We start from the raw sequence: 19,563 nt of genomic DNA on the forward strand, positions 1-19,563 counted from the left end.
GGCGCCGAGTCACCTTTGCGCCCTTACGGCGCCTTACTTTTTTTCAGTCGAAAAAAAAAGTAAGCAAAAAATTCTCGCCCCACCAGGGGCCCTACGCTTCGCTCCGGGTCCCCTCTCTCCGGTGTCGCTTCGGGGCATTGCGAGCTACGAGTTGCAAGCAACTCTACGCTTCGCAACTTCGGCCACGGCCGAAGGCGCTTCGCGCTAGCCCCTACACGACACCTCCACTCGGCCCTTCTGGTTAACGGGGCAGGTAGATCAAAAGCAAGATCAAAAGCAAAAGAGCAAAAGCAAAAGAGCAAAAGCAAAAGCAAAAGAGCGGTGCCTACTGACTCACCTTGGTCCAAAAGCAAGAGCGCAGCGAATTGTGCTCTTGATCTTGATCCACCCGCCCCGTTAACCAGAAGGGCCGAGCGGAGGTGTCGTGGAGGGGTGAGTGCGAAGCACCTTCGGCGATAGCCGAAGTCGCGAGACGTAGAGTTGCTTGCAACTCGTAGGCCGCGATACCCCGTAGCGACGCCGGAGTGAGGGGACCCGGAGCGAAGCGTAGGGCCCCTGGTGGGGCGAGCCCTTTGTGTTCCTTTGGGGCGTTTGCCAAAGGAACCCGCCGTAAGGGCGGAAGGGGCCAGTGGCGTCACCCTCCAAAACGAATAAGCTCACCATCACCATCACCATCACCATCACCATCACCATCACCATCACCATCACCATCACCATCACCATCACCATCCAAGCCAAACGTCCCCGACAATCCACGAAGAACCAAAAAAAGCCCGAGCATCGTAGCTCGGGCTTTTTTGTGGGCGTTTTCCTGCAGGCTTTAGGAAGTTTCAATCACGACTTTAATCTTTGTGTAATACGTACTTCTTTTATGTTTAAGGGGCGCAAAACTGCAGCGGTGTATGGCGAATAAATGGGCTGTTGACTGAACGAAACTGAACGGGTTTTTTCACCTGTTCTGTATCTTTTAATCGTCTGCCAACGCTCGATAATAACGGGTCATATGTGTACTCAGGGAGTGAGTCATGGTCATGTGGCGTATGGGTGGAACGGTGGGTAACGGCGAGGCTGGGCGATTGTGGCGGGGCAGGTGGCTAAACACTTTGTCTCGATGCCTTAAGCAGGCGTGGGAAGTTTCCTAGGACTTCAAGTTGATGTTCTGAGTGGTCTCTAGTTGAAAAGGTTCGCGGCTGCGATAACTTTCGGTCGGCTGTTACTGATATTCAGGTGGTGTTATGGGCAGCAGCATTCACGAGCAAGCCATGCAATATATCTATCAACAAGTGTTGCAGCGCTTGCTTGAACACTTGTCACAGGCGCAGCGCGCTTCATTGCAGTTGTTGGTTCAGCGATTGATCGTGTCGGCCGGTGGTATTGAGCGGGTAAGAGGCATGCGCCTCATGTTCGTGTTCGATGCCAGCCGATCATCGACCCACGCCCTGGCTTGCCTCAGGGCGGCGCAATTGAGTATCGCCGCCCGTTCCCCCGGCACCTTCCAGCTGCGTATCGTCACCGCCTGGCAGGCCGGCATGAGTGCCACCACGCGGGCGAACCTTGACCGCAGTTTCTCGGCCTTGTTCCTGTACGACGACCCGCGTATCGAACTGCTGGTGTTCGATGATCAACAGCTACGGCCCTTTGACAGTCGCCGCCTGCCTTCGCTCGACCAGCAACTGGCCGAGCGCCAGGAGTGGCTGCTGTGTGGGCACGTCCTGGATGACCCGAGGGCAACGGTCAACTTTGCCAGCCATGGCTACCTGCACCTGGCCGAGATCGCTTACCTGGCGTCGTACTGGGAGGGTGGGGTCGATGCGGTGATCAGTGCCGACACGCTATCGGATCGCAAGCGTTTTCTGGCCTGGAACCGGCGGGCGCTGCGCCAGGCCAGGCTGTTGGGCGCGCGGCCGCTTCATGCCTGTGCCCGCACTTTGTTGCAAGGGCTTAGCGCGTTGCGCAGGCGCTACCTCGATCAACTGCACGGGCGTGTGCAGGTGCAGGCGCATGAGATGGACTCCGGCCGCCCGGCATTACGCTTTGTCACCATCGATGACCTGGTGTCGGATCGCGCATCGCCGGGCGAGCGCCTCGATGGTTTTCTCGGCTACCGCATGGACGACCAGGTGCTTTCCTCGCCGCGTACCGGCATGGCCAACCCCATGCTGTTGGCCCATCTGCAAGGCCTGCGAGCCGAGTTTCTGGGCAACGGCAGTTACGCCGAGGGCATGGAGGAGTACCGGCGCCAGGTGCGTGCCCAGGTGCCGCGTAATGGGTTGCCCACGGCCTTGCTGGCCACTGCACAGGTGCGTTGGCACCGGGACGCCGGCAAGCAGTGGCGCGCCGAGGCCAGTGGGTTTGCGCTCAAGCATTACGGCTTGAGCGACACACAGCTGGTGTGCCTGGTGTTCAGCCCCTTTGTGGCCCAGGGGCGGCGCCTTGAGTCGTTTCTGCAGCGTTGTCATCCCGGCATGCTGGTGGCGTTGCCCTATTTGCACAAAACCCTGCGCGGTGAGCCGGCGCCTGAGCCCGTGGTGCAGTGGTTGGTGGACATCAGCGGCCTGGCGCTGACACACCTGCGCATGCTCTACCGCCGGGAGGCGGTAGCCGAGGGGTTGTTGCTCGGGTTGCAGTGCCGCGGCGCCGACCTGCGACATCGGCAGGCACCGGCGTCGCAGCCGGGCCTGGCCAGGGTCGAGCAGCCTGGCGTGTATGGATGAAGCACGAGAAGCTCAGCCGCTTTGCCTACCAGGCGGTCTATCGGTACCTGCTCGAGCTGATTGCGCAGATGGCGCCGGGCAGCTATTGCAAGTTGCCTTCGCTGCGAGACGTGGCCCAGCGCCTGAACGTGTCTATCTCCACCGTCCAGTACGCCTACTCGCTGCTCGAACATGAGGGGCGGGTGCAACCGGTGCCCAAGTCCGGTTACTTTGCCTGCGGCCCGGACACCGGGCTGCGCACAGGGACGGCAGGGGACTTGCTGCATGACCTGCAGCATTACGCCAACCGGCCACGGATGCTGGTCCTCAGCAGCGGCCGAGGGCAGACGTTGCCCTCGCTGGAGGCAACCTTGCTGGGTACGGAGCGGCGATTGCTGCGCCAGTATCCACGCCCCGTGGCAAACGCCCATCCTTGCGGGGAACTGGAGCTGCGCGCGGCATTGGCGGCCCGTTATACCCGCTCGGCGCAGTTGTACTGGAGCGCCGAGGACGTCTACCTGGCGGGCGACTTGCGGGCATTGGTCGACATGCTGGTGGCGGCGCTGGAGCTGCGTGGCTGCAAGGTCGTGGTCACCACCCCGTGTTCCTGGCGGCTGCTGCGGATACTGCAGTCGGCAGGGCTGCAGGTCATCGAGCTGCCCCTTGGGGATCGGGGCGAAGTGGACCTCGAGCAACTGGCCGCTGTCCTCACGACAGAGCCGGTACGCCTGGTGATGCTGGCCTCCCATCTGAATTGCCCTCAAGGCAGCGTGATGTCCGACGAGCAGCGTCACGGCATCGCCCGACTATTGGATCGCCATGGTGTGTGGCTGCTGGAAAACGACCTGGATGCCGAATGGTGTTTCGACCGCCCAACGCAATGCCTGCGCGATCTGGTTAATCCCCAGCGGCTGCTGATCATGTCTTCGCTCGAGCGCACCATCGGCGCCGAGGCCCCTTATGCCTACCTGCTGTCGCGCAACTGCCAGGCGCAGTTGCAGCGCGCGTTCATGACGCGTGGCTTTCGCTTACCGCCGTTGCGCCAGCAAGCGGTCGCGCGCCTGTATGCCAAAGGACGTATCGATGTGCACCTTGAGCAACTGCGCCAGTACCTGCGCGAGTCGGTGGCGCACCTGCACCGGCAGATGCAGGTGCAGCTCGGTGGCCAGTTGCGGTTCCAGATGCCGGCGGGGGGCGCAACCGTGTGGGCACAGGCGCGAGCACCGCTGGATACCCGGGCGCTGTTTCACCGCTTGCTCGACCAGGGCCTGGTGATTGCGCCGGGCGAGTTGTTCAGCCTGCAGGGCCATTATCGCCAGCACATGCGCCTGGGATGGCCGTCACGCCAGCAAGGTGACCTGCAGCAGGGGTTGAGTGTGTTGCACGAGGAGCTGCAACGGGCTCAGAAGACCAGCAGGTAACGCAACGTCAATTGCTCGCCCTCGGCACGGTTGCGTGCGCCCGACTCGCTGTAATAGTTGACGAACAGGCTGTGAGCACCGGTGCTGTAGCGCACGCCGGGGCCGATGCCCAGCACCTGCTCCTTGGAGTCGTGTTGGCGGTGGCCGTCGATCCGGTCGGCACTGATCTGCTTGAGGTGGTAGCCCGCCAGCCCCACACGCCAGTGCTCGTCCACGGCATAGGAGGCGGCAAAGTTGCTGTGTACGGCTTGACCCGGCTGAATGTCATCGGCCTGCAGGTGTTCGGCCGGGCTGTCGTTGCGGCTGTTCCAGGCGTAATGAAGGCGCCCGCTGAACTCCAGGCGCTCGCTGGCGAGCCAGGTGAAGGCGTAGTGGGGGCTGAAGGTCCAGACATTGCTGCCGGTGTTGATCTGCGCGCTCTTGTCGTAATCGCCGGTGGGCAGCGTGAAGACGAAGTTCAAGCGTTGCCAGAAGGGCCTGCCGAACAACGTGACCGGGTCCCATTGCAGCAGCAACGGGCTGACCACTAGGTCGCCCTGGCGGGTACGGGTGCCGTGCGGTCCGTTGTCGATGTCCAGGTCCAGGTGCACCAGCGGCAAGAGGATTTCCGCGCCGTAGTAGGCACCCGCTATCCGTTGTTCGCTGATGTAGGCCAGGTGCGGCAACACCGTGGCGCTGCGCACCCGCTGACGGCCTGGCACCGAGTGGCCGCCGGCATCGACGGCCTGGTTGCTGCGGTTGTACTGGACCGGCAACTCGAACAGCGTACCGGGGAGGGTGATGCCATCGAGGAAACTGGTATTGCCCAGGGGCAAGGGGGGCAGGCTGACACTGTCGGCCTGGGCGTCGAGGCACATCAGCGGCCAGAGCAGGCCAAGGGAGGGCAGGTGGGCTGCACGCATGGTCGGGTCTCAGTCTTTTTCTATTGATCAAAGCAGGTTGAAGGGATAGTCGAGAATCACGCGGTACTCGTCGGCACTGGCGTTGCCGCGGGTGTTGCCCGGGGCGGTGTAGCCATCGCCCGGGCGATGGCTGGCCCAGCGCAGCGTCAGGTTCAGGCCCTTGGCCGGACCGTCGGGCACGGCGTAGCGCAGGGCGATGTCGCGCTCCCAGTGTTTGGCATGCTTGCCCTCGGGGTTGTAGATGTAGCCATAGCCGGGGCTGGCCGGATCGACCCGGGTGAGGTCGGCCTCGCCGCGGGTATAGCCGACACTCAGTTGCAGGTTCGGCGCGCGCAGGGCCTGGAGGCTGGTCTGGTACTGCAGCTTCCAGGACTTTTCCCCGGGGCCGTTGAAGTCGGCGTACTGCATGGCGTTGTTCAGGTAGAGGAAGGTCCGATCGTTCTGGGCGAGGAAGTCGAACGGGGTGCGACCGTCGATTTTCTGCAGGCCCAGGCTGAGCGATTGGCCCTCCCGAGCCAGGGTGAGGCCGGCGCTGTAGGCGTCGTTGTCGATGCTGCCCAGTTGGCTGCGGCCCTGGTCGCGGGTCTTGAAATAGTGCAGGTAAGGGGTCAGGCGCAGATCGTGCTGCAGGCTGAAGGTCTGGCTCAGGCCCAGGTAGTGTTGGTCCCAGAGGTCCTGGAGGCGGCCGCTGTACCAGGTCAGGTTCAGGGTTTGCACCGCACCGTAGGTCGCCCCCAGCCAGGTCATGTGCGAGCTTTCGCGGTCGGGGGCAACGCCTGCACGGTTGCCGTTGCCGTAGGCACTTTGCAGGTTGCTGTGGCCGCTCTGGTTGCGCAGGCGCGTCGACTCCACCCAGCCCGCATCGAACATCAGCCGCTCGATACTGAAGTTCTTCACCGTCACGCCCCGATAACTCTGGGGGAACAGGCGGCTGCTGCCGCTGGCGATCAGCGGATTTTCCAGTAACTGGTCACCGACCTTGAGCAGGCTGTCGAAGGCCCGAAACTTCATGGCGGCCCCGGCTGCGGAGAACTCATCCTCCAGCTGGCCCCGGCTGTTCAGCGGCAACAGCCCGGCACCGCCGCTTCCGCCCCCGCCATCGAGCCTGACGGCGCTGAAGCCGTGCACATCCAGGCCCATGCCGATCAGGGTGTCGGTGTAGCCGGAGCGAAACGACAGCAGCACACCCTGCGCCCATTCGCGCTGGTCGCGGCGTGCCGGGGTGTGATGGTTGTCACGGCCGAAGTAATAGTTGCGCAGCAGGCCATTGAGGCTCGACCCACTGGCAAGGCCCGGGGCGATGGCCAGTTCGGCGTGTTGGCGCTGGGTCAGGTCCAGGTTGATGTTGTCCCGCTGGCCCAGGGAGTTGTCCGCCAGGCTGCTGGTGGACACCCACACCAGGCTGACCAGGACCAGCGGTGATCGACACGGGATGATTCGGTTCATCAGTCTGTAGCCCCGGATGGTGGTGCTGTTCCCGCAGTGGGACGGCACCAGGTCGAAATACCTCGCAAGCAGGCGCTGGATGCGAACAGCCTGCGACTTTAATCGGTTCACTGGGCGGGAGTAGTCCGCATCGCCGGGCTTCTGTGTTCCATTGCTGGAACGATCATTCAGCCGCGCACAGGCGTTGGCGCTGTCATTGAAAGTAGCCGAGCAGGGGAGCGGGGGCGTGCTAGCAGACGCGAGGCCGGCGCTGACCGATCAGTGGTCGACAGGCCGGTTGCCAAACCTGGGGGTCTGTATGTATAACCAGTGCCATTGATGCCTGCCAGTAGCCTTGCCGTGATTGCCCACTCCGTCGACGAACCGTTCTATTACCTCTCCAACTTCCAGCAGGTACTTCACTGGATCGGGCTGCGCTATGCCGATCTGCTGGACGACAGCGAGCAAGCGTTCATCACGCAGTTTCCCTGCCTGCCTCGTGCTGCCCAGGCGCTGTTGGTGCGCATGGTGATGCGCAAGGGCGAACTGTTTCGGCCCAGCAAACTCGTCTATGCCGAGATCGGCCCGCCCTCGCAGGCGCTGCAACCGCTGCTTGAACACGGCTGGGTCACTGACGACAGCCCCTTGAGCCTGGAGCAGCTGTTCCAGGTGCTGCGCAAGGATGAAATCGCCCACGGCTTCGCCGCGCAACTGGTCCGCCCGCGAGCGGCCAAGGCCGAGCTGTACGCCCAGCTACAGGCCCTGGAGCAGCCACCACAGCCGTTGCACGCGTGGTTGCCGGGCTTTGACGAGCCCATCATCACGCTGCAGTTGCAGGCCCTGTGTGATCGCCTGCGCCTGCTGTTTTTCGGCAACCTGTACCAGGACTGGTCGGAATTCGTCCTCGCAGACCTGGGCCTGCTGCGCTACGAGCAGGTTGCCTTCAGCGACGACTCACGAGCCCTGCGCCAGCGCAGCGATATCGACATGGCCCTGGCCCTGCATCGCTGCGCCGAGTTGCTTGAACAGGGCACGCCGGTGCACCAGGTGCTGGCGCAGGTCCAGGCGGTGAACAGCGACAACCCCTGGCTGCTGCGCCGCCGCTCCCGCGTGCTGTTCCAGCTTGGCCAGTACTGCGAACGCCTGGGGGACTGGGACCTGGCCCTGCAGGTGTACCCGCACAGCCAGCACCCGCAGGCGCGCATTCGTCGGATCCGGGTGCTCGAGCGCAGCGAGCAATGGGCGCAGGCCCATGAGCAGGCCCTGGAGGTTGCCCGGCAACCGGCGGGGCCCCTCGAAGTCCAGGCCCTGGCGCGCATGTTGCCGCGCTTGCAGCGCAAGCTGGGCGGGCCTGCGCAACCTCGGCGCAGCAAACCGGCCGTTGCCCTGATCGAGCTGCAGTTGCCGCCGGAGCAGGCTGTCCTGGGTGTGGAGCAAGCGGTCCAGCTGCACCTGCAGGCGCAGGGCGGACAAGTGCACTACGTGGAAAATACCCTGTTCAACAGCCTGTTCGGGCTGTTGTGCTGGGAAGCGCTGTTCGCGCCGTTGCCGGGGGCATTCTTCCACCCGTTCCAGAGCGCGCCCCAAGACCTGCACGACCCCGAGTTCCAGGCGCGCCGGGCGGGCCTGTTCGCCGACTGCCTGGCGCAGCTCGACGATGGCCGTTACGTGCACACCATCCGCCGCCACTACGCCTGCAAACAGGGGCTGCAATCGCCCTTCGTCTACTGGCAGGTGCTCACTGACAGCTTGCTCGATCAGGCCCTGGCCTGCTTGCCGGCACAGCACTTGAAGCAGTGCTTCATCCGTCTGCTCGACGATATCCAGACCAACCGTGCCGGCATGCCCGACCTGATCCAGTTCTGGCCCGAGCAACAGCGTTACCGAATGATCGAGGTCAAAGGCCCGGGTGATCGCCTGCAGGACAACCAACTGCGCTGGATCGACTTCTGTGCCGAACACGGCCTGCCGGTCGAGGTGTGCCAGGTACGCTGGGGCGTCGAGCCCACATGAGTTACTGCGTGGCGGTACGGGCACTGTGCGAGTTCTGCGCCAAGGTCGGTGATCTGGATTTGCGCTTCACCCCATCGCCCACCGCCCAGGAAGGCATCAGCGGTCATCAGCGGGTGGTGGGCAGGCGCGGGCCTGACTATGAGGCGGAAATCAGCCTTGAAGGGCAGTTTGGCCCCTTGCAGGTACGGGGCAGGGCCGATGGCTATGATCCACGGCTCAATCGCCTGGAAGAGATCAAGACCCACCGTGGCGACCTTGCCCGTCAGCCCGACAACCACCGGCAACTGCACTGGGCGCAGGCCAAGGTCTATGGCTGGCTGTTGTGCCAGCAGCGCCAGCTGGCCGCCATCGACCTGGCGCTGGTGTACCTGGATGTGGACAGCGACACCCAGACCGTGATCGAACAGCCCTGCAGCGCCGCTGAGCTGGAGCAGTTCTTCAACGACCTCTGCACCCGGTTCCTGCACTGGGCCGAGCAACAGTCGCAACGAGTCGCCCTGCGCGATAGCGGGCTGCAAGCGCTGGCCTTTCCCCACGGGCAATTTCGCCGTGGCCAGCGTGAACTGGCCGAAACCGTGTACAAGGCCGTCAGTACCGGCCGTTGCCTGATGGCCCAGGCCACCACGGGCATCGGCAAGACCCTCGGCACGCTGTTTCCGTTGCTCAAGGCCGTGGTGCCGCAGCAGCTGGACAAAATCTACTTCCTCACCGCCAAGACCCCAGGGCGCGCGCTGGCCCTGGAGGCCCTGCAGCAGGTCCAGGCCAGCGCCCCGGCGCTTGCACTGCGCAGCCTGGAGCTGGTGGCGCGGGACAAGGCCTGTGAGTTTCCCGGCACCGCCTGCCATGGCGAGGCCTGTCCCTTGGCCAAGGGCTTCTATGATCGGTTGCCGGCAGCGCGCCAGGCTGCGCAGGCGGTGGCCATCCTCGACAAGGCGGCGGTGCGCGAGATTGCCCAGGCCCATCAGGTCTGCCCCTACTACCTGGGGCAGGAGATGGCGCGCTGGGTCGATGTGCTGGTCGCCGACTACAACTATTACTTCGACCAGAGCGCCTTGCTGCATGGCCTGGCCCAGGTCAATCAGTGGCGCCTGGCGGTGCTGGTGGACGAGGCCCACAACCTGGTGGAGCGGGCGCGGCAGATGTACAGCGCCAGCCTCGATCAGTGGCAACTGCACAGCCTGCGCCGCAGCAAGCCGGCGGGTATCGGCAGCGCGCTGGATCGCCTCAATCGCCAATGGAATGCGCTGCACAAGGCGCAGGTGGCGCCTTATCGGGTAGTCGATGAACTGCCTGAGGCGTTTCTCAAGGCGCTGCAGCAGTGCATCGGCCAGATCCAGGAGCAACTGAACCAGCAACCGGCGGGTATCGACCCGGCGGTGCTGCAGTTCTTCTTTCAGGCGTTGCAGTTCGTGCGGGTCAGCGAGCTGTATGACGCACACTTTCTGTTCGACATCAGCAAGCGCGAAGGGCCGGGCAAGCGCAGCCTGTCCACCCTGTGCCTGCGCAATGTGGTGCCGGCCGCGCAGATCGGGCCGCGCATGGCGGCCGCGCGCAGCGCCACGCTGTTTTCCGCGACCCTGGGGCCGCGGCGCTATTACGCCGACCTGCTGGGCATGCCGGCGGATACCGGGTGGCTGGAGGTTGCCTCGCCGTTTGCGGCCGAGCAGCTGAACGTGCAGCTGGTGAGCCAGGTCTCGACCCGTTTTCAGCATCGCGCGGCTTCCCTGGCGCCGATTGTGGCGCTGATCGCTAGCCAATATGCCGCCGAACCGGGCAATTACCTGGCGTTCTTCAGCAGCTTCGAGTACTTGCAACAAGTCGCCGAGCGCTTGGCCGACGAGCACCCCGACATCCCCCAGTGGCGTCAGGCATCGGGCATGGATGAAGGGCAGCGTCAGGCGTTTCTTGATCGCTTCGTGGTGCAGGGGCGGGGGGTGGGGTTCGCCGTCCTCGGCGGTGCGTTTGGCGAGGGCGTCGATTTGCCGGGTACGCGCTTGATCGGCGCCTTTGTCGCCACCCTCGGCCTGCCCCAGGTCAATCCGGTGAATGAGCAGATCAAGCAGCGCATGAACCGTTTGTTCGGCGCCGGGTTTGACTACACCTACCTGTATCCCGGGGTGCAGAAAGTGATCCAGGCCGCCGGCAGGGTGATTCGCGGCACCGAGGACAGGGGCACGGTCATGCTCATCGATGACCGCTTCGCCGAGCCTCGGGTGCAAGCCATGTTCCCGGCGTGGTGGGCACCCCGGCAGAAATAATTGCGTGGGTGGGGAGCATTGGCGTCGCGTGCCGGTCAAAGTGCCAGTAAACTCTGCAATTTCATTACCCTGAACATCCTTTCTTGAGGTTTTGCATGAAGCTCAGTCCTTTGGCAGGCAAACCGGCTCCAGCCTCCGTGCTGGTGGATATCCCCCGCCTGTTGACCGCCTACTACACCGGCCAGCCCGATGCCAGCGTCGCTACCCAGCGGGTTGCGTTCGGCACCTCGGGGCACCGGGGCAGCTCGCTGGACCTGAGTTTCAATGAGCACCATGTGCTGGCAATCAGCCAGGCCATCTGCCTGTACCGCCAGAGCAAAGGGATCGACGGCCCGCTGTTCATCGGCGCCGATACCCACGCCTTGTCGACCCCGGCGGCGGCCAGTGCCCTGCAGGTGATGGCAGCCAACGGTGTGCAGGTCATGCTGTCGAAGGACGACGAGTACACCCCGACGCCGGCGGTGTCCCACGCGATCATCTGCTACAACCGCGGGCGCAGCAGCGGCCTGGCCGACGGCATCGTCATCACGCCGTCGCACAACCCGCCACAAAGCGGTGGCTTCAAGTACAACCCGCCTAATGGCGGCCCGGCCGACAGCGACGTCACCAAGTGGATCGAAGCCAAGGCCAACGAGCTGCTGGCCGCCGGCCTGAACGGCCTCAAGCGCATGGATCACGAGCAGGCACTGGCGGCCAGCACGACCCATCGCCACGACTACGTGGGCAATTACGTCGCCGACCTTGAAAACGTGATCGACTTCGACGTGATCCGCAGTGCCAATCTGCGCCTGGGCGTCGACCCGCTGGGCGGGGCCGGGGTGCGCTACTGGTCGGCGATTGCCGAGCACTACAAGCTGAACCTGGAAGTGGTCAACACCGAGGTTGATCCGACTTTCCGCTTCATGAGCGTCGACTGGGACGGGCAGATCCGCATGGACCCGTCCTCGCCCCACGCCATGCAGGGCCTGATCGGCCTGCGCGAGCGTTTCGACGTGGCCTTTGCCTGCGACCCGGATCATGACCGCCACGGTATCGTGACCCCGAGCGGCCTGCTGGCACCGAACAACTACCTGGCCGTGGCCATCGACTACCTGTTCCAGCACCGTCCGCAATGGCGCAGCGATGCCGCCGTGGGCAAGACCGTGGTCAGCAGCGGCCTGATCGACCGCGTAACCGCGCGCCTGGGCCGTCGCCTGTTCGAGGTGCCGGTGGGGTTCAAATTCTTTGCCGATGGCCTGTTTGACGGCAGCCTGGGCTTTGGTGGCGAAGAGAGCGCCGGTGCCTCGTTCCTGCGCAAGGACGGCAGCGTCTGGACCACCGACAAGGATGGCCTGATCCCGGCCCTGCTGGCGGCGGAAATCACCGCACGCACCGGCCGCGACCCAAGCCAGGCCTACGCCGAGCTGACCGCTGAACTGGGCGAGCCGTTCGCCACGCGGGTCGAGGCCAAGGCCAGCCCGCAGCAAAAGGCCCTGCTGAGCAAGCTGGCGCCGGAGCAGGTCAAGTCCACCACCTTGGCGGGCGAGCCGATCGAGCAGATCCTCAGTCATGCGCCGGGCAACAACCAGGCCATTGGCGGCCTGAAAGTGATGACCGCCAACGGCTGGTTCGCCGCACGGCCATCGGGCACCGAGGACATCTACAAGATCTACGCCGAAAGCTTTGTGGATGAAGCACACCTGCAGCGGCTGGTGGCCGAGGCGCAGGAGCTGGTGGATGCGGCTATTGCGTAAGCGCTAAAGGTAAGGCGGGGCAAGCCCGCTGTCGTAGCCGCTGGCGCCAGCCTGCGATCGGCCGCGCAGCGGTCGTGGTTCAGGCAGCGCTATCGGTGCTTGCTGAAATGGCCTCTCGCGGGGCAAGCCCGCTCCTACAGGATTACTCCTGGTAGGAGCGGGCTTGTCCCGCGATCAGTCATCAAGCGACATCGACCAACACGATCTCGCTGTCTTCCAGCGCCACCACCCTGAGCACCTGCTCGCCTTCGATCGCCACCCCGTCCCGGGCCTCGGCGCGCAGTCCGTTGACTTCAATCAGCCCCTTGGCAGGCACCAGGTACCCGCGTCGGCCAGCCTCGAAGCGGTATTCGGCGCTTTCCCCGGCCTGCAGGGTCGCGGCCACCAGGCGGGCATCGGCACGAATGCGCAAGCTGTCCTCATCGCCGTCGCGGCCACTGGCCAGGGTCACGAAGCCTTCGCGCTCGCCCTTGGGGAAGGGACGGGTGCCCCAGGACGGCGCCTGGCCGACCTTCTCGGGTACGATCCAGATCTGGAAGATCCGCGTATCGACATTTTCCAGGTTGTACTCGGCGTGGGTGATACCGGTGCCGGCACTCATCACCTGTACATCACCTGCCTCGGTACGGCCTTTGTTGCCCAGGTTGTCCTGGTGGCTGATGGCGCCTTCACGCACATAGGTGATGATTTCCATGTCGCGATGCGGGTGCGGCGGGAAGCCACTGCCAGCGGCGATCAGGTCGTCGTTCCAGACCCGCAGGTTGCCCCAGTTCATCCGTTGCGGGTCGTAGTACTCGGCAAACGAGAAGTGATGGTGGGCATCGAGCCAGCCATGGTTGGCGTGGCCAAGGCTCTTGAAAGGGCGCAGTTGCAGCATGATGGGCTCTCCTGGTGAATCGGTTGATGGCGCAATCTTCGCGCAATCCATGATCGAAAATAAGCGTAAATTTCGGCTGGTTTCAATCGAATCAGTCGATATTTATAGCTAGGGTGATTTATCCGCTTCATCACCTAATTCACTGATCTTCAAGCAATCGACTGGTGATTTTTGTCGGTTAGAGCGAACATGCGTGCTGGTTTATTTGTGTTGGAGTCGGTGTGTCTGAAGAGCGTCCCAAGCTACCCCCGGAGTTGACTCCCCCTGCGCAGTTACCCTGGATCAGACGCCTGGCGGCGCGTGTGCTCGGCCGCGGCCTGAGCCGGCTGCAGGCCCAGCACCGCGACTCCTGGTTCCAGGGCCACGCCAGCGGCCAACGCACCGGCCATGCCGATGGCGTGCGCGAGGGCTATGAAGAAGGGCGGGTGGACGGCTACGAAGCCGGGCGCCAGGTGCTGGTGATCCGTGACACCCGTCCCGATGGCCACGGCGTGCCCGGGCAGGATGACTGTCTGTTCGACGATTGGCGCCTGCCATTGACCGCCGAGCTCAAGAAGCGCTTCAAAGGCGACGTTGCCCAGCGTTTGCCGGCCCACGCCCAGCCGAGCGCCGCGCAGTGGAAGATGATCTTCAGCGATACGCCGTCCACCTGCGTGATCGCCGGGGCCGGTGCGGGCAAGTCGACCTCGCTGGTGCTGCGCATCCTGCTGTTGCGCCATTACCTGGGCTATGAGCTGGACGCTATGACCGTGGTGACCTTCACCCGTGAGTCGCGCAAGGATTTCATCGCCCGCCTGGTACAGGTGTTCAGCCTTTGGCAACTGGACCTCAGCCCGCCCCAGGCCCGCGAGCTGGTGCGTACCTTCCACTCGCGCATCCTGCCACTGGTGCGTAGCCTGCCGGGGTTCAGCCAGGTGCGCGCCTTCGAGACCCTGGGTAGCGAGATGCCCAGCGGCAGTGAAGCCAGTGCCGAGAGCAACCCCTTTGACCTGCGCATCAACGACGCCCAGCGCCAGCAGTTGAACCTGTGCTACCGCGACCTGCTCAAAAGCAGCCCGCGCTTCGCCGAACTGATTGCCGGCCTGCGCCGCGAAGCCCTGCAGCTCAAGGCCCTGGATCGCGATCACCCGGACGTGCAAAAGCGCGTGGCGGTGACACAGCTATCGGCCAGCCGTGACGAAGAACTCTGCGATACCCTCGAAGACCTCTGGTTCTCTGCCGGCGCCTGGCCCATCAAGGGGATCGAGCCGAGCCGCGAGACGGTGGAAATCAATGGCAGCCGCTTCCACTTCCACGGCCATATCAAGGAACTGGATGCCTGGGTGGTGCTGGGCTTCGATCCGGGTGAAAACCAGCAATACAAGCGCCCCGGGGCCAAGCTTCCGGTCTGGGCCGAGTGGGTGATAAAGCGCACCCTGTTTCAAGCTTTCTGCGATAAGCCTGTGATTTGGTTGGAAAATTACGCGGCTGCCAAACGTCTCACCACCTCGCTGGCTGGCGATGCCGTCGCCGGCCCGGGGTTTGATTACAAGATCAAGGGCGAGCTGTCGGCAGCCCCGTTGCTGGACGCCTTCGTCGGCGCCGCAGGCTTTATCGAGAACCTCGGGCTGGAAGTGAGCAAGGCGGTCGGCGCCATGAGCTTCCCCGCTGGCGACAGCGACGCGCTGTTCTTCGAGGCCTTGAGCCTGTACTGGAAGGCGCTGGAGGCGCACCTGCTCGGGCAGTCGCCGCCCATCATGAGCTACAACCGCATGTTCGCCCTGTTCGGCGAGAACAACCCCGAAAACCTGCGCTTGCTGCCCGATCCGCTGCTGCGCCCGCTGGCGCACCTGATGATCGACGAATTCCAGGACGTCTCGCCGCAGATCGTCTCCTGGCTGCGCGCCTGCCTGCGCGAAATCCGCCGCCGCGGCCCGGCCATGCACATGGGCAGGGTGGCCCAGCATTCCTCGCTGCTGTGCGTGGGTGATGACTGGCAGTCGATCTACGGCTGGCGTGGCAGTTCGCCCAAGTACTTCATGGAGTTCACCAAGGAGTTTGTCTCGCCGAGCAACACGCGGGTGATGCTGTCCGACAACTACCGCAGCCACCAGCACATCATCGACGCGGCCGAGCACATCGTGAAGCCGGCGCCCGCCATCAGCGGCAAGAAAGCCAAGGCCTGCGGGCCGGCGGCTGAGGAACCGCTGCCGGTCAAAGTCCTCGAACGTGACGAAGCCGCCCTGGCGCAGACCTTGATGGAACACTACCGTCGCGGCGAGTCGGTGATGATGTTGTTTCGTAAAAGTAGCGATAAGTCATTGATTTCTGAGCATGTACAACCGCTGGTCAACCATGAGGCGGGGTTGCCCTCGAGCCAGCGCCGCTTCCGACAACTGACTTACCACAGCGCCAAGGGCCTGCAGGCGGATGCGGTGTTCATGCTGGGTGATTGCCAGCACCTCACCAGTTCGCCCTACAAGAATCAGGTCTATCGCCAGGCCGGCTTGGGGCGCAGCGGCGACCCGCTGGCTTTCGACAACGCCCAGAAGGATGAAGTCTTGCGCCTGGCCTACGTCGCCATTACCCGTGCGGCGAAGCACTGCTACTGGTACGTGGAAACGCCAACCGGGGATGCCGCCAACCTGCCACGGGCCTCGAGCCAGGTGGATGGGCGCAAGGCGTTCTTTGAGGATGGTCGCGAGAGTCGATAGGCTTTGCCAATATCCAACACCAACAGGAGCACACCCATGGTCACCTGCTATCTGCGTTACGTCCTGGACCCGTACAAACTGGCCGAGTTCGAGCACTACGGCAAGCTCTGGATCCCCTTGGTAGAGCGGTTCGGTGGCCAGCACCACGGCTATTTCCTGCCCAGTGAAGGCGCCAACAACATTGCCTTGGCGATGTTCACCTTTCCAAGCCTTGCCGAGTACGAGCGCTACCGCCAGGACTCGATGAACGACCCTGAGTGCATCGCCGCGTTCCAGTACGCACAGGACACCCGGTGCATCCTCAGCTACGAGCGTTCGTTCTTGCGCCCGGTATTTGGCAAGGACTAAGCCGCGCCTGCCGCTGACGTTCGTCGGCGGCTTCTCCCTGAGGCGTGCCAACGCGCCTCTCGTCGACTTTAATCAAGAAAATTCCCACGCAGTGGGAATCGCGTTTCATCCCCTGGGAACATTCTGTGCACCCTGTCGGCAAGGAGCACATATGACCTACACGACCCCGACCGATCGCCTGCTACAGATTCTCGTCGCCCTCGGCCAGGCCAAAGATGCCTTGTCGGCCAAGGAGCTGAGCCTGCAACTGGAGCAGCCGCTGAGCAGTACCTATCGGCATCTGAAGACCTTGCTGCGCTGGGGGCTGGCCGAAGACAACGGCCACGGCCGTTATCTGCCGGGCCCTGCCTGCCTGCAACTGGCGAAGAAGTTTGATCGCGAAGCGCTGCTGGTGTCGATTGCCAAGCCGGAGCTCAAGCGCCTGGCCGATATCAGCCAGGAGAGCGTGGCCCTGATGGTGCCGAGCAATGGCCAGGCCATTTGCATCGAGTTGTACGACAGCGTGCAGCCGCTGCGCTGCTGCTATCAGAAAGGCTTGGCCCAACCGCTGCTGGTCGGCGCCTCGGCGCGGGTGCTGCTGGCGCATATGGAGCCCGAGCGCTGCCAGGCAATTCTTCAAGGGCTGGGCGTGGATGCCGAGGGCTATGAGGCGTATTGCCAGAGCTTCATCGACATTCGCGACCAGGGCTACGCCGTCAGCCTGGGCGAAATCGACGATGGCATCTGGGGTGTCAGCGCCCCGATCCTCGACAGCCGTGACCGCCTGCACGGCGCCATCAGCCTGATGGCCCCGGCGTTTCGCGCCGAGTACAACAGCGATCGCTTGACCCGCTGGACCCGTGAGGTCGCCCTGCGCGTCGGCGCGCGGCTGGACTGAATCAACCTGGAGTACCCCGCATGACTGCACAACATGCCATGCCTGTCTGGCAGGGCCGTATCGATACTGGCGAAGGATCGTCGGCACTGCGCTGGCACCAGTGGGTGCAAGCCTACAGCGGCGTACAGCCGCCCGGAACGGCGCTGCTCGGGCTGGCCTGCGACGAGGGTGTGACCCGCAACCAGGGCCGCAGTGGCGCGCGCCAGGGGCCAGCGGCATTGCGCAAGGCGCTGGCCAATCTGGCCTGGCGTGGCCAGCGTCCGCTCTATGACAGCGGCGACGTTGTCTGTGAAGGAACCGACCTTGAGGGCGCCCAGCAGGCCTATGCCACCCACGTGAGCCAGTTGCTCGACCAGGGCCACTTGCCCCTGGGCCTGGGTGGCGGCCACGAAATTGCCTATGCCAGTTTCCTCGGCCTTGCCCAGCACTTGCGTAGCCAGCAGGCGCAGCCACGCGTCGGCATCCTCAACTTCGATGCCCACTTCGACTTGCGCTACGCCGAGCAGAGCAGCTCCGGCACGCCGTTCCGGCAGATTGCCGAGTACTGCGAAGCGGCAGGCATGGCCTTTGACTACTGCTGCCTGGGGGTGAGCGAGCTGAACAATACCCAGGCCCTGTTCGACCAGGCTGCGCGCTTGAACGTGCGCTATTGCCTGGACCGGGAAATGCAGCCCTGGAACATCGCGGCCGTCGAAGCGCTGGTCGATGCGTTTCTCGACGGCATCGACCACCTGTACATGACGCTGTGCCTGGATGTGCTGCCGGCCAGCCAGGCCCCAGGCGTCAGCGCGCCCTCGGCCCATGGCGTCGACCTGATGGTGGTCGAGCACCTGGCCCGGCGGGCCAAGGCCAGCGGCAAGTTGCGCATGGCCGATGTCGCCGAACTCAACCCGGGCCTGGACCAGGATCAACGTACCGCCCGTATCGGCGCGCGGCTGTTGGCGAGCCTGGTTGACTGAGCCTTCTACCCCTACTAATCCAAGTATAAAAACAAGAGTGTTTAACCATGCTGACGTTGCAACTCGATGCACTGACGACCGTTGCCCTGGCGCTCCTGCTGCTGGCGATGGGCTCACAACTGAAAAAGCACAGCTATTGGTTGCGCCAACTCTGTGTACCGGCACCGGTGATCGGTGGCTTTGGTTTCGCCCTGGTGGTGTGGCTGCTGCGTGACCAGCAATTGCTGGACATCAAGCTCGACACCGCCATGCAAACGCCGTTGATGGTGGCGTTCTTCACCACCGTCGGCCTCGGCGGCAGCCTGGGCCTGCTGCGCCAGGGTGGCAAGATCCTGTTCATCTACCTGGGTGCCTGCTGGGGCCTGGCCCTGTTGCAGAACCTGGTGGGCGTTGGCATGGCCAAGGCGTTGGGCATCGACCCCTTGCTTGGGATCATGGCCGGCGCCGTGTCGCTGGAAGGCGGCTTTGGTGCGGCAGCCGCGTTCGGGCCGATCGCCGAGAACCTCGGTACTGTCGGTGCCACCACCGCAGCCCTGGCCTCGGCCACCTTCGGCATGGTTGCCGGTGGCCTGCTCGGCAGCCCGGTTGCGCGCTACCTGATCGACCGCAAGAAGCTGGCGGTGCAGGCCGACAAGGTCGACTCCCTGCAAGCCCTGGAAAAGGCCAACGAGTCGCCGAGCGTCACCCTCGATACAGCGGTGCTGCTGCGCCTGCTGACCTGCATGCTGGTGATCATGGTGCTGGGCTTCTGGATCGGCGACGCCTTGAAGGCACACCTGGGCATCGTCCTGCCGGTGTACGTCGGTGCGATGTTCGTCGCCATCATCCTGCGCAACCTCAATGACCGCGCACGGGTGATCGAGATTCCCGACAACGCCGTCAGCACCCTGGGCGACATCAGCCTGGGCATGTTCCTGACCATGGCGATGATGAGCCTCAAGTTCTGGGAGCTGGAACAACTGGGCCTGCCGTTGCTGGTGATCCTGGTGGTGCAGGTGGTGATCATGGTGTTGCTGTGCATCTTCGTGCTGTTCCGCCTGTTTGGCGGCAACTACGACGCAGCGGTACTGTGTGCGGGCTACATGGGGCATGGCCTGGGTGCCACACCGAACGCGGTGGCCAACATGGGCGCGATCTGTGACCACTACAAAGTGTTCTCCTACAAGGCCTTTATCATCGTGCCGCTGTGTGGCGCGGTGCTGATCGACATCGTGGCCTTGCCGTTGATTACCTGGTTCATCAACGCCTTCAGTTGATGCTTGCAGGGCAGCCCCACCGATGGGTTCAGCGGTGGGGCTGGCTTGTGCCGCGATGAGGCGAGTTCTTCCTACCCATCACTTGCCAGTTGGATTACGATCGCAAGG

Annotated in this window: 14 protein-coding genes; 11 read left to right on the forward strand and 3 right to left on the reverse strand. The window is 63.7% G+C overall.

Annotated elements, in window-relative coordinates; genetic code table 11:
- Window positions 1-628: 628 nt before the first annotated feature.
- The 3 genes from U9R80_RS12605 to U9R80_RS12615 all read left to right on the forward strand — a co-directional run bounded on the left by U9R80_RS12605 (window position 629) and on the right by U9R80_RS12615 (window position 4,114).
- On the forward strand, window positions 629-913 hold the full coding sequence (locus U9R80_RS12605) for a hypothetical protein (RefSeq protein ID WP_301842334.1): 285 nt from the start codon (window positions 629-631) through the stop codon (window positions 911-913).
- Between the two features lie 349 nt (window positions 914-1,262).
- On the forward strand, window positions 1,263-2,714 hold the full coding sequence (locus tag U9R80_RS12610; protein WP_301842335.1) for a hypothetical protein: 1,452 nt from the start codon (window positions 1,263-1,265) through the stop codon (window positions 2,712-2,714).
- Window positions 2,711-4,114, forward strand: a complete 1,404-nt coding sequence (locus tag U9R80_RS12615) for an aminotransferase-like domain-containing protein (RefSeq protein ID WP_301842336.1) — start codon at window positions 2,711-2,713, stop codon at window positions 4,112-4,114. The genes U9R80_RS12610 and U9R80_RS12615 overlap by 4 nt, the downstream gene beginning before the upstream one ends.
- Here U9R80_RS12615 and U9R80_RS12620 read toward each other — a convergent pair.
- Both U9R80_RS12620 and U9R80_RS12625 read right to left on the reverse strand, forming a co-directional pair.
- Window positions 4,096-5,016, reverse strand: coding sequence for a SphA family protein (locus U9R80_RS12620; RefSeq protein ID WP_301842337.1), 921 nt, complete (start codon window positions 5,014-5,016; stop codon window positions 4,096-4,098). The two genes, U9R80_RS12615 and U9R80_RS12620, sit on opposite strands and share 19 nt — an antisense overlap.
- A gap of 27 nt (window positions 5,017-5,043) precedes the next feature.
- The gene (locus tag U9R80_RS12625; protein WP_301842338.1) at window positions 5,044-6,462 is read right to left on the reverse strand and encodes an OprD family outer membrane porin; all 1,419 of its coding nucleotides are present in this window, start codon (window positions 6,460-6,462) and stop codon (window positions 5,044-5,046) included.
- A gap of 339 nt (window positions 6,463-6,801) precedes the next feature.
- Between U9R80_RS12625 and U9R80_RS12630 the strand changes: the two genes are divergently transcribed.
- The 3 genes from U9R80_RS12630 (at window position 6,802) to pgm (ending at window position 12,445) form a co-directional block, all read left to right on the forward strand.
- A complete protein-coding gene (locus U9R80_RS12630; protein WP_301842389.1) occupies window positions 6,802-8,454 on the forward strand; it encodes a VRR-NUC domain-containing protein in 1,653 nt (550 codons plus the stop codon).
- Window positions 8,451-10,712: an ATP-dependent DNA helicase gene (locus U9R80_RS12635; protein ID WP_301842339.1), complete on the forward strand. Its 2,262-nt coding sequence runs from the start codon at window positions 8,451-8,453 to the stop codon at window positions 10,710-10,712. Before U9R80_RS12630 ends, U9R80_RS12635 begins: the two co-directional genes overlap by 4 nt.
- Window positions 10,713-10,807: 95 nt before the next feature.
- On the forward strand, window positions 10,808-12,445 hold the full coding sequence (gene pgm / locus U9R80_RS12640; RefSeq protein ID WP_301842340.1) for a phosphoglucomutase (alpha-D-glucose-1,6-bisphosphate-dependent): 1,638 nt from the start codon (window positions 10,808-10,810) through the stop codon (window positions 12,443-12,445).
- 181 nt (window positions 12,446-12,626) lie between these two features.
- On the opposite strand, the gene U9R80_RS12645 is transcribed toward pgm, so the two are convergent.
- Window positions 12,627-13,322 (reverse strand): pirin family protein, encoded by a 696-nt coding sequence (locus U9R80_RS12645; protein WP_301842341.1) that lies wholly within the window; start codon window positions 13,320-13,322, stop codon window positions 12,627-12,629.
- A gap of 221 nt (window positions 13,323-13,543) precedes the next feature.
- On the opposite strand from U9R80_RS12645, the gene U9R80_RS12650 reads away from it, so the two are divergent.
- The 5 genes from U9R80_RS12650 to gltS all read left to right on the forward strand — a co-directional run bounded on the left by U9R80_RS12650 (window position 13,544) and on the right by gltS (window position 19,455).
- The gene (locus U9R80_RS12650) at window positions 13,544-16,015 is read left to right on the forward strand and encodes a UvrD-helicase domain-containing protein (protein ID WP_301842342.1); all 2,472 of its coding nucleotides are present in this window, start codon (window positions 13,544-13,546) and stop codon (window positions 16,013-16,015) included.
- A gap of 36 nt (window positions 16,016-16,051) precedes the next feature.
- The gene (locus U9R80_RS12655; protein WP_301842344.1) at window positions 16,052-16,363 is read left to right on the forward strand and encodes an NIPSNAP family protein; all 312 of its coding nucleotides are present in this window, start codon (window positions 16,052-16,054) and stop codon (window positions 16,361-16,363) included.
- Between the two features lie 151 nt (window positions 16,364-16,514).
- Window positions 16,515-17,240: an IclR family transcriptional regulator gene (locus tag U9R80_RS12660; RefSeq protein WP_301842345.1), complete on the forward strand. Its 726-nt coding sequence runs from the start codon at window positions 16,515-16,517 to the stop codon at window positions 17,238-17,240.
- 20 nt (window positions 17,241-17,260) lie between these two features.
- The gene (gene hutG, locus U9R80_RS12665; RefSeq protein WP_301842347.1) at window positions 17,261-18,199 is read left to right on the forward strand and encodes a formimidoylglutamase; all 939 of its coding nucleotides are present in this window, start codon (window positions 17,261-17,263) and stop codon (window positions 18,197-18,199) included.
- Window positions 18,200-18,246: 47 nt separating this feature from the next.
- On the forward strand, window positions 18,247-19,455 hold the full coding sequence (gene gltS, locus U9R80_RS12670) for a sodium/glutamate symporter (RefSeq protein ID WP_301842348.1): 1,209 nt from the start codon (window positions 18,247-18,249) through the stop codon (window positions 19,453-19,455).
- Window positions 19,456-19,563: the final 108 nt, after the last annotated feature.

The organism is Pseudomonas sp. JQ170C, assembly GCF_035581345.1.
GTDB lineage: Bacteria > Pseudomonadota > Gammaproteobacteria > Pseudomonadales > Pseudomonadaceae > Aquipseudomonas.

Excerpts from the sequence above, each read along its gene's own strand:
- U9R80_RS12610 (WP_301842335.1), top strand. The coding sequence starts at position 1,263 with ATGCAATATATCTATCAACAAGTGTTGCAGCGCTTGCTTGAACACTTG.
- U9R80_RS12615 (WP_301842336.1), top strand. The coding sequence starts at position 2,711 with ATGAAGCACGAGAAGCTCAGCCGCTTTGCCTACCAGGCGGTCTATCGG.
- U9R80_RS12620 (WP_301842337.1), bottom strand. The coding sequence starts at position 5,016 with ATGCGTGCAGCCCACCTGCCCTCCCTTGGCCTGCTCTGGCCGCTGATG.
- U9R80_RS12625 (WP_301842338.1), bottom strand. The coding sequence starts at position 6,462 with ATGAACCGAATCATCCCGTGTCGATCACCGCTGGTCCTGGTCAGCCTG.
- U9R80_RS12635 (WP_301842339.1), top strand. The coding sequence starts at position 8,451 with ATGAGTTACTGCGTGGCGGTACGGGCACTGTGCGAGTTCTGCGCCAAG.
- pgm (WP_301842340.1), top strand. The coding sequence starts at position 10,808 with ATGAAGCTCAGTCCTTTGGCAGGCAAACCGGCTCCAGCCTCCGTGCTG.
- U9R80_RS12645 (WP_301842341.1), bottom strand. The coding sequence starts at position 13,322 with ATGCTGCAACTGCGCCCTTTCAAGAGCCTTGGCCACGCCAACCATGGC.
- U9R80_RS12655 (WP_301842344.1), top strand. The coding sequence starts at position 16,052 with ATGGTCACCTGCTATCTGCGTTACGTCCTGGACCCGTACAAACTGGCC.
- U9R80_RS12660 (WP_301842345.1), top strand. The coding sequence starts at position 16,515 with ATGACCTACACGACCCCGACCGATCGCCTGCTACAGATTCTCGTCGCC.
- hutG (WP_301842347.1), top strand. The coding sequence starts at position 17,261 with ATGACTGCACAACATGCCATGCCTGTCTGGCAGGGCCGTATCGATACT.
- gltS (WP_301842348.1), top strand. The coding sequence starts at position 18,247 with ATGCTGACGTTGCAACTCGATGCACTGACGACCGTTGCCCTGGCGCTC.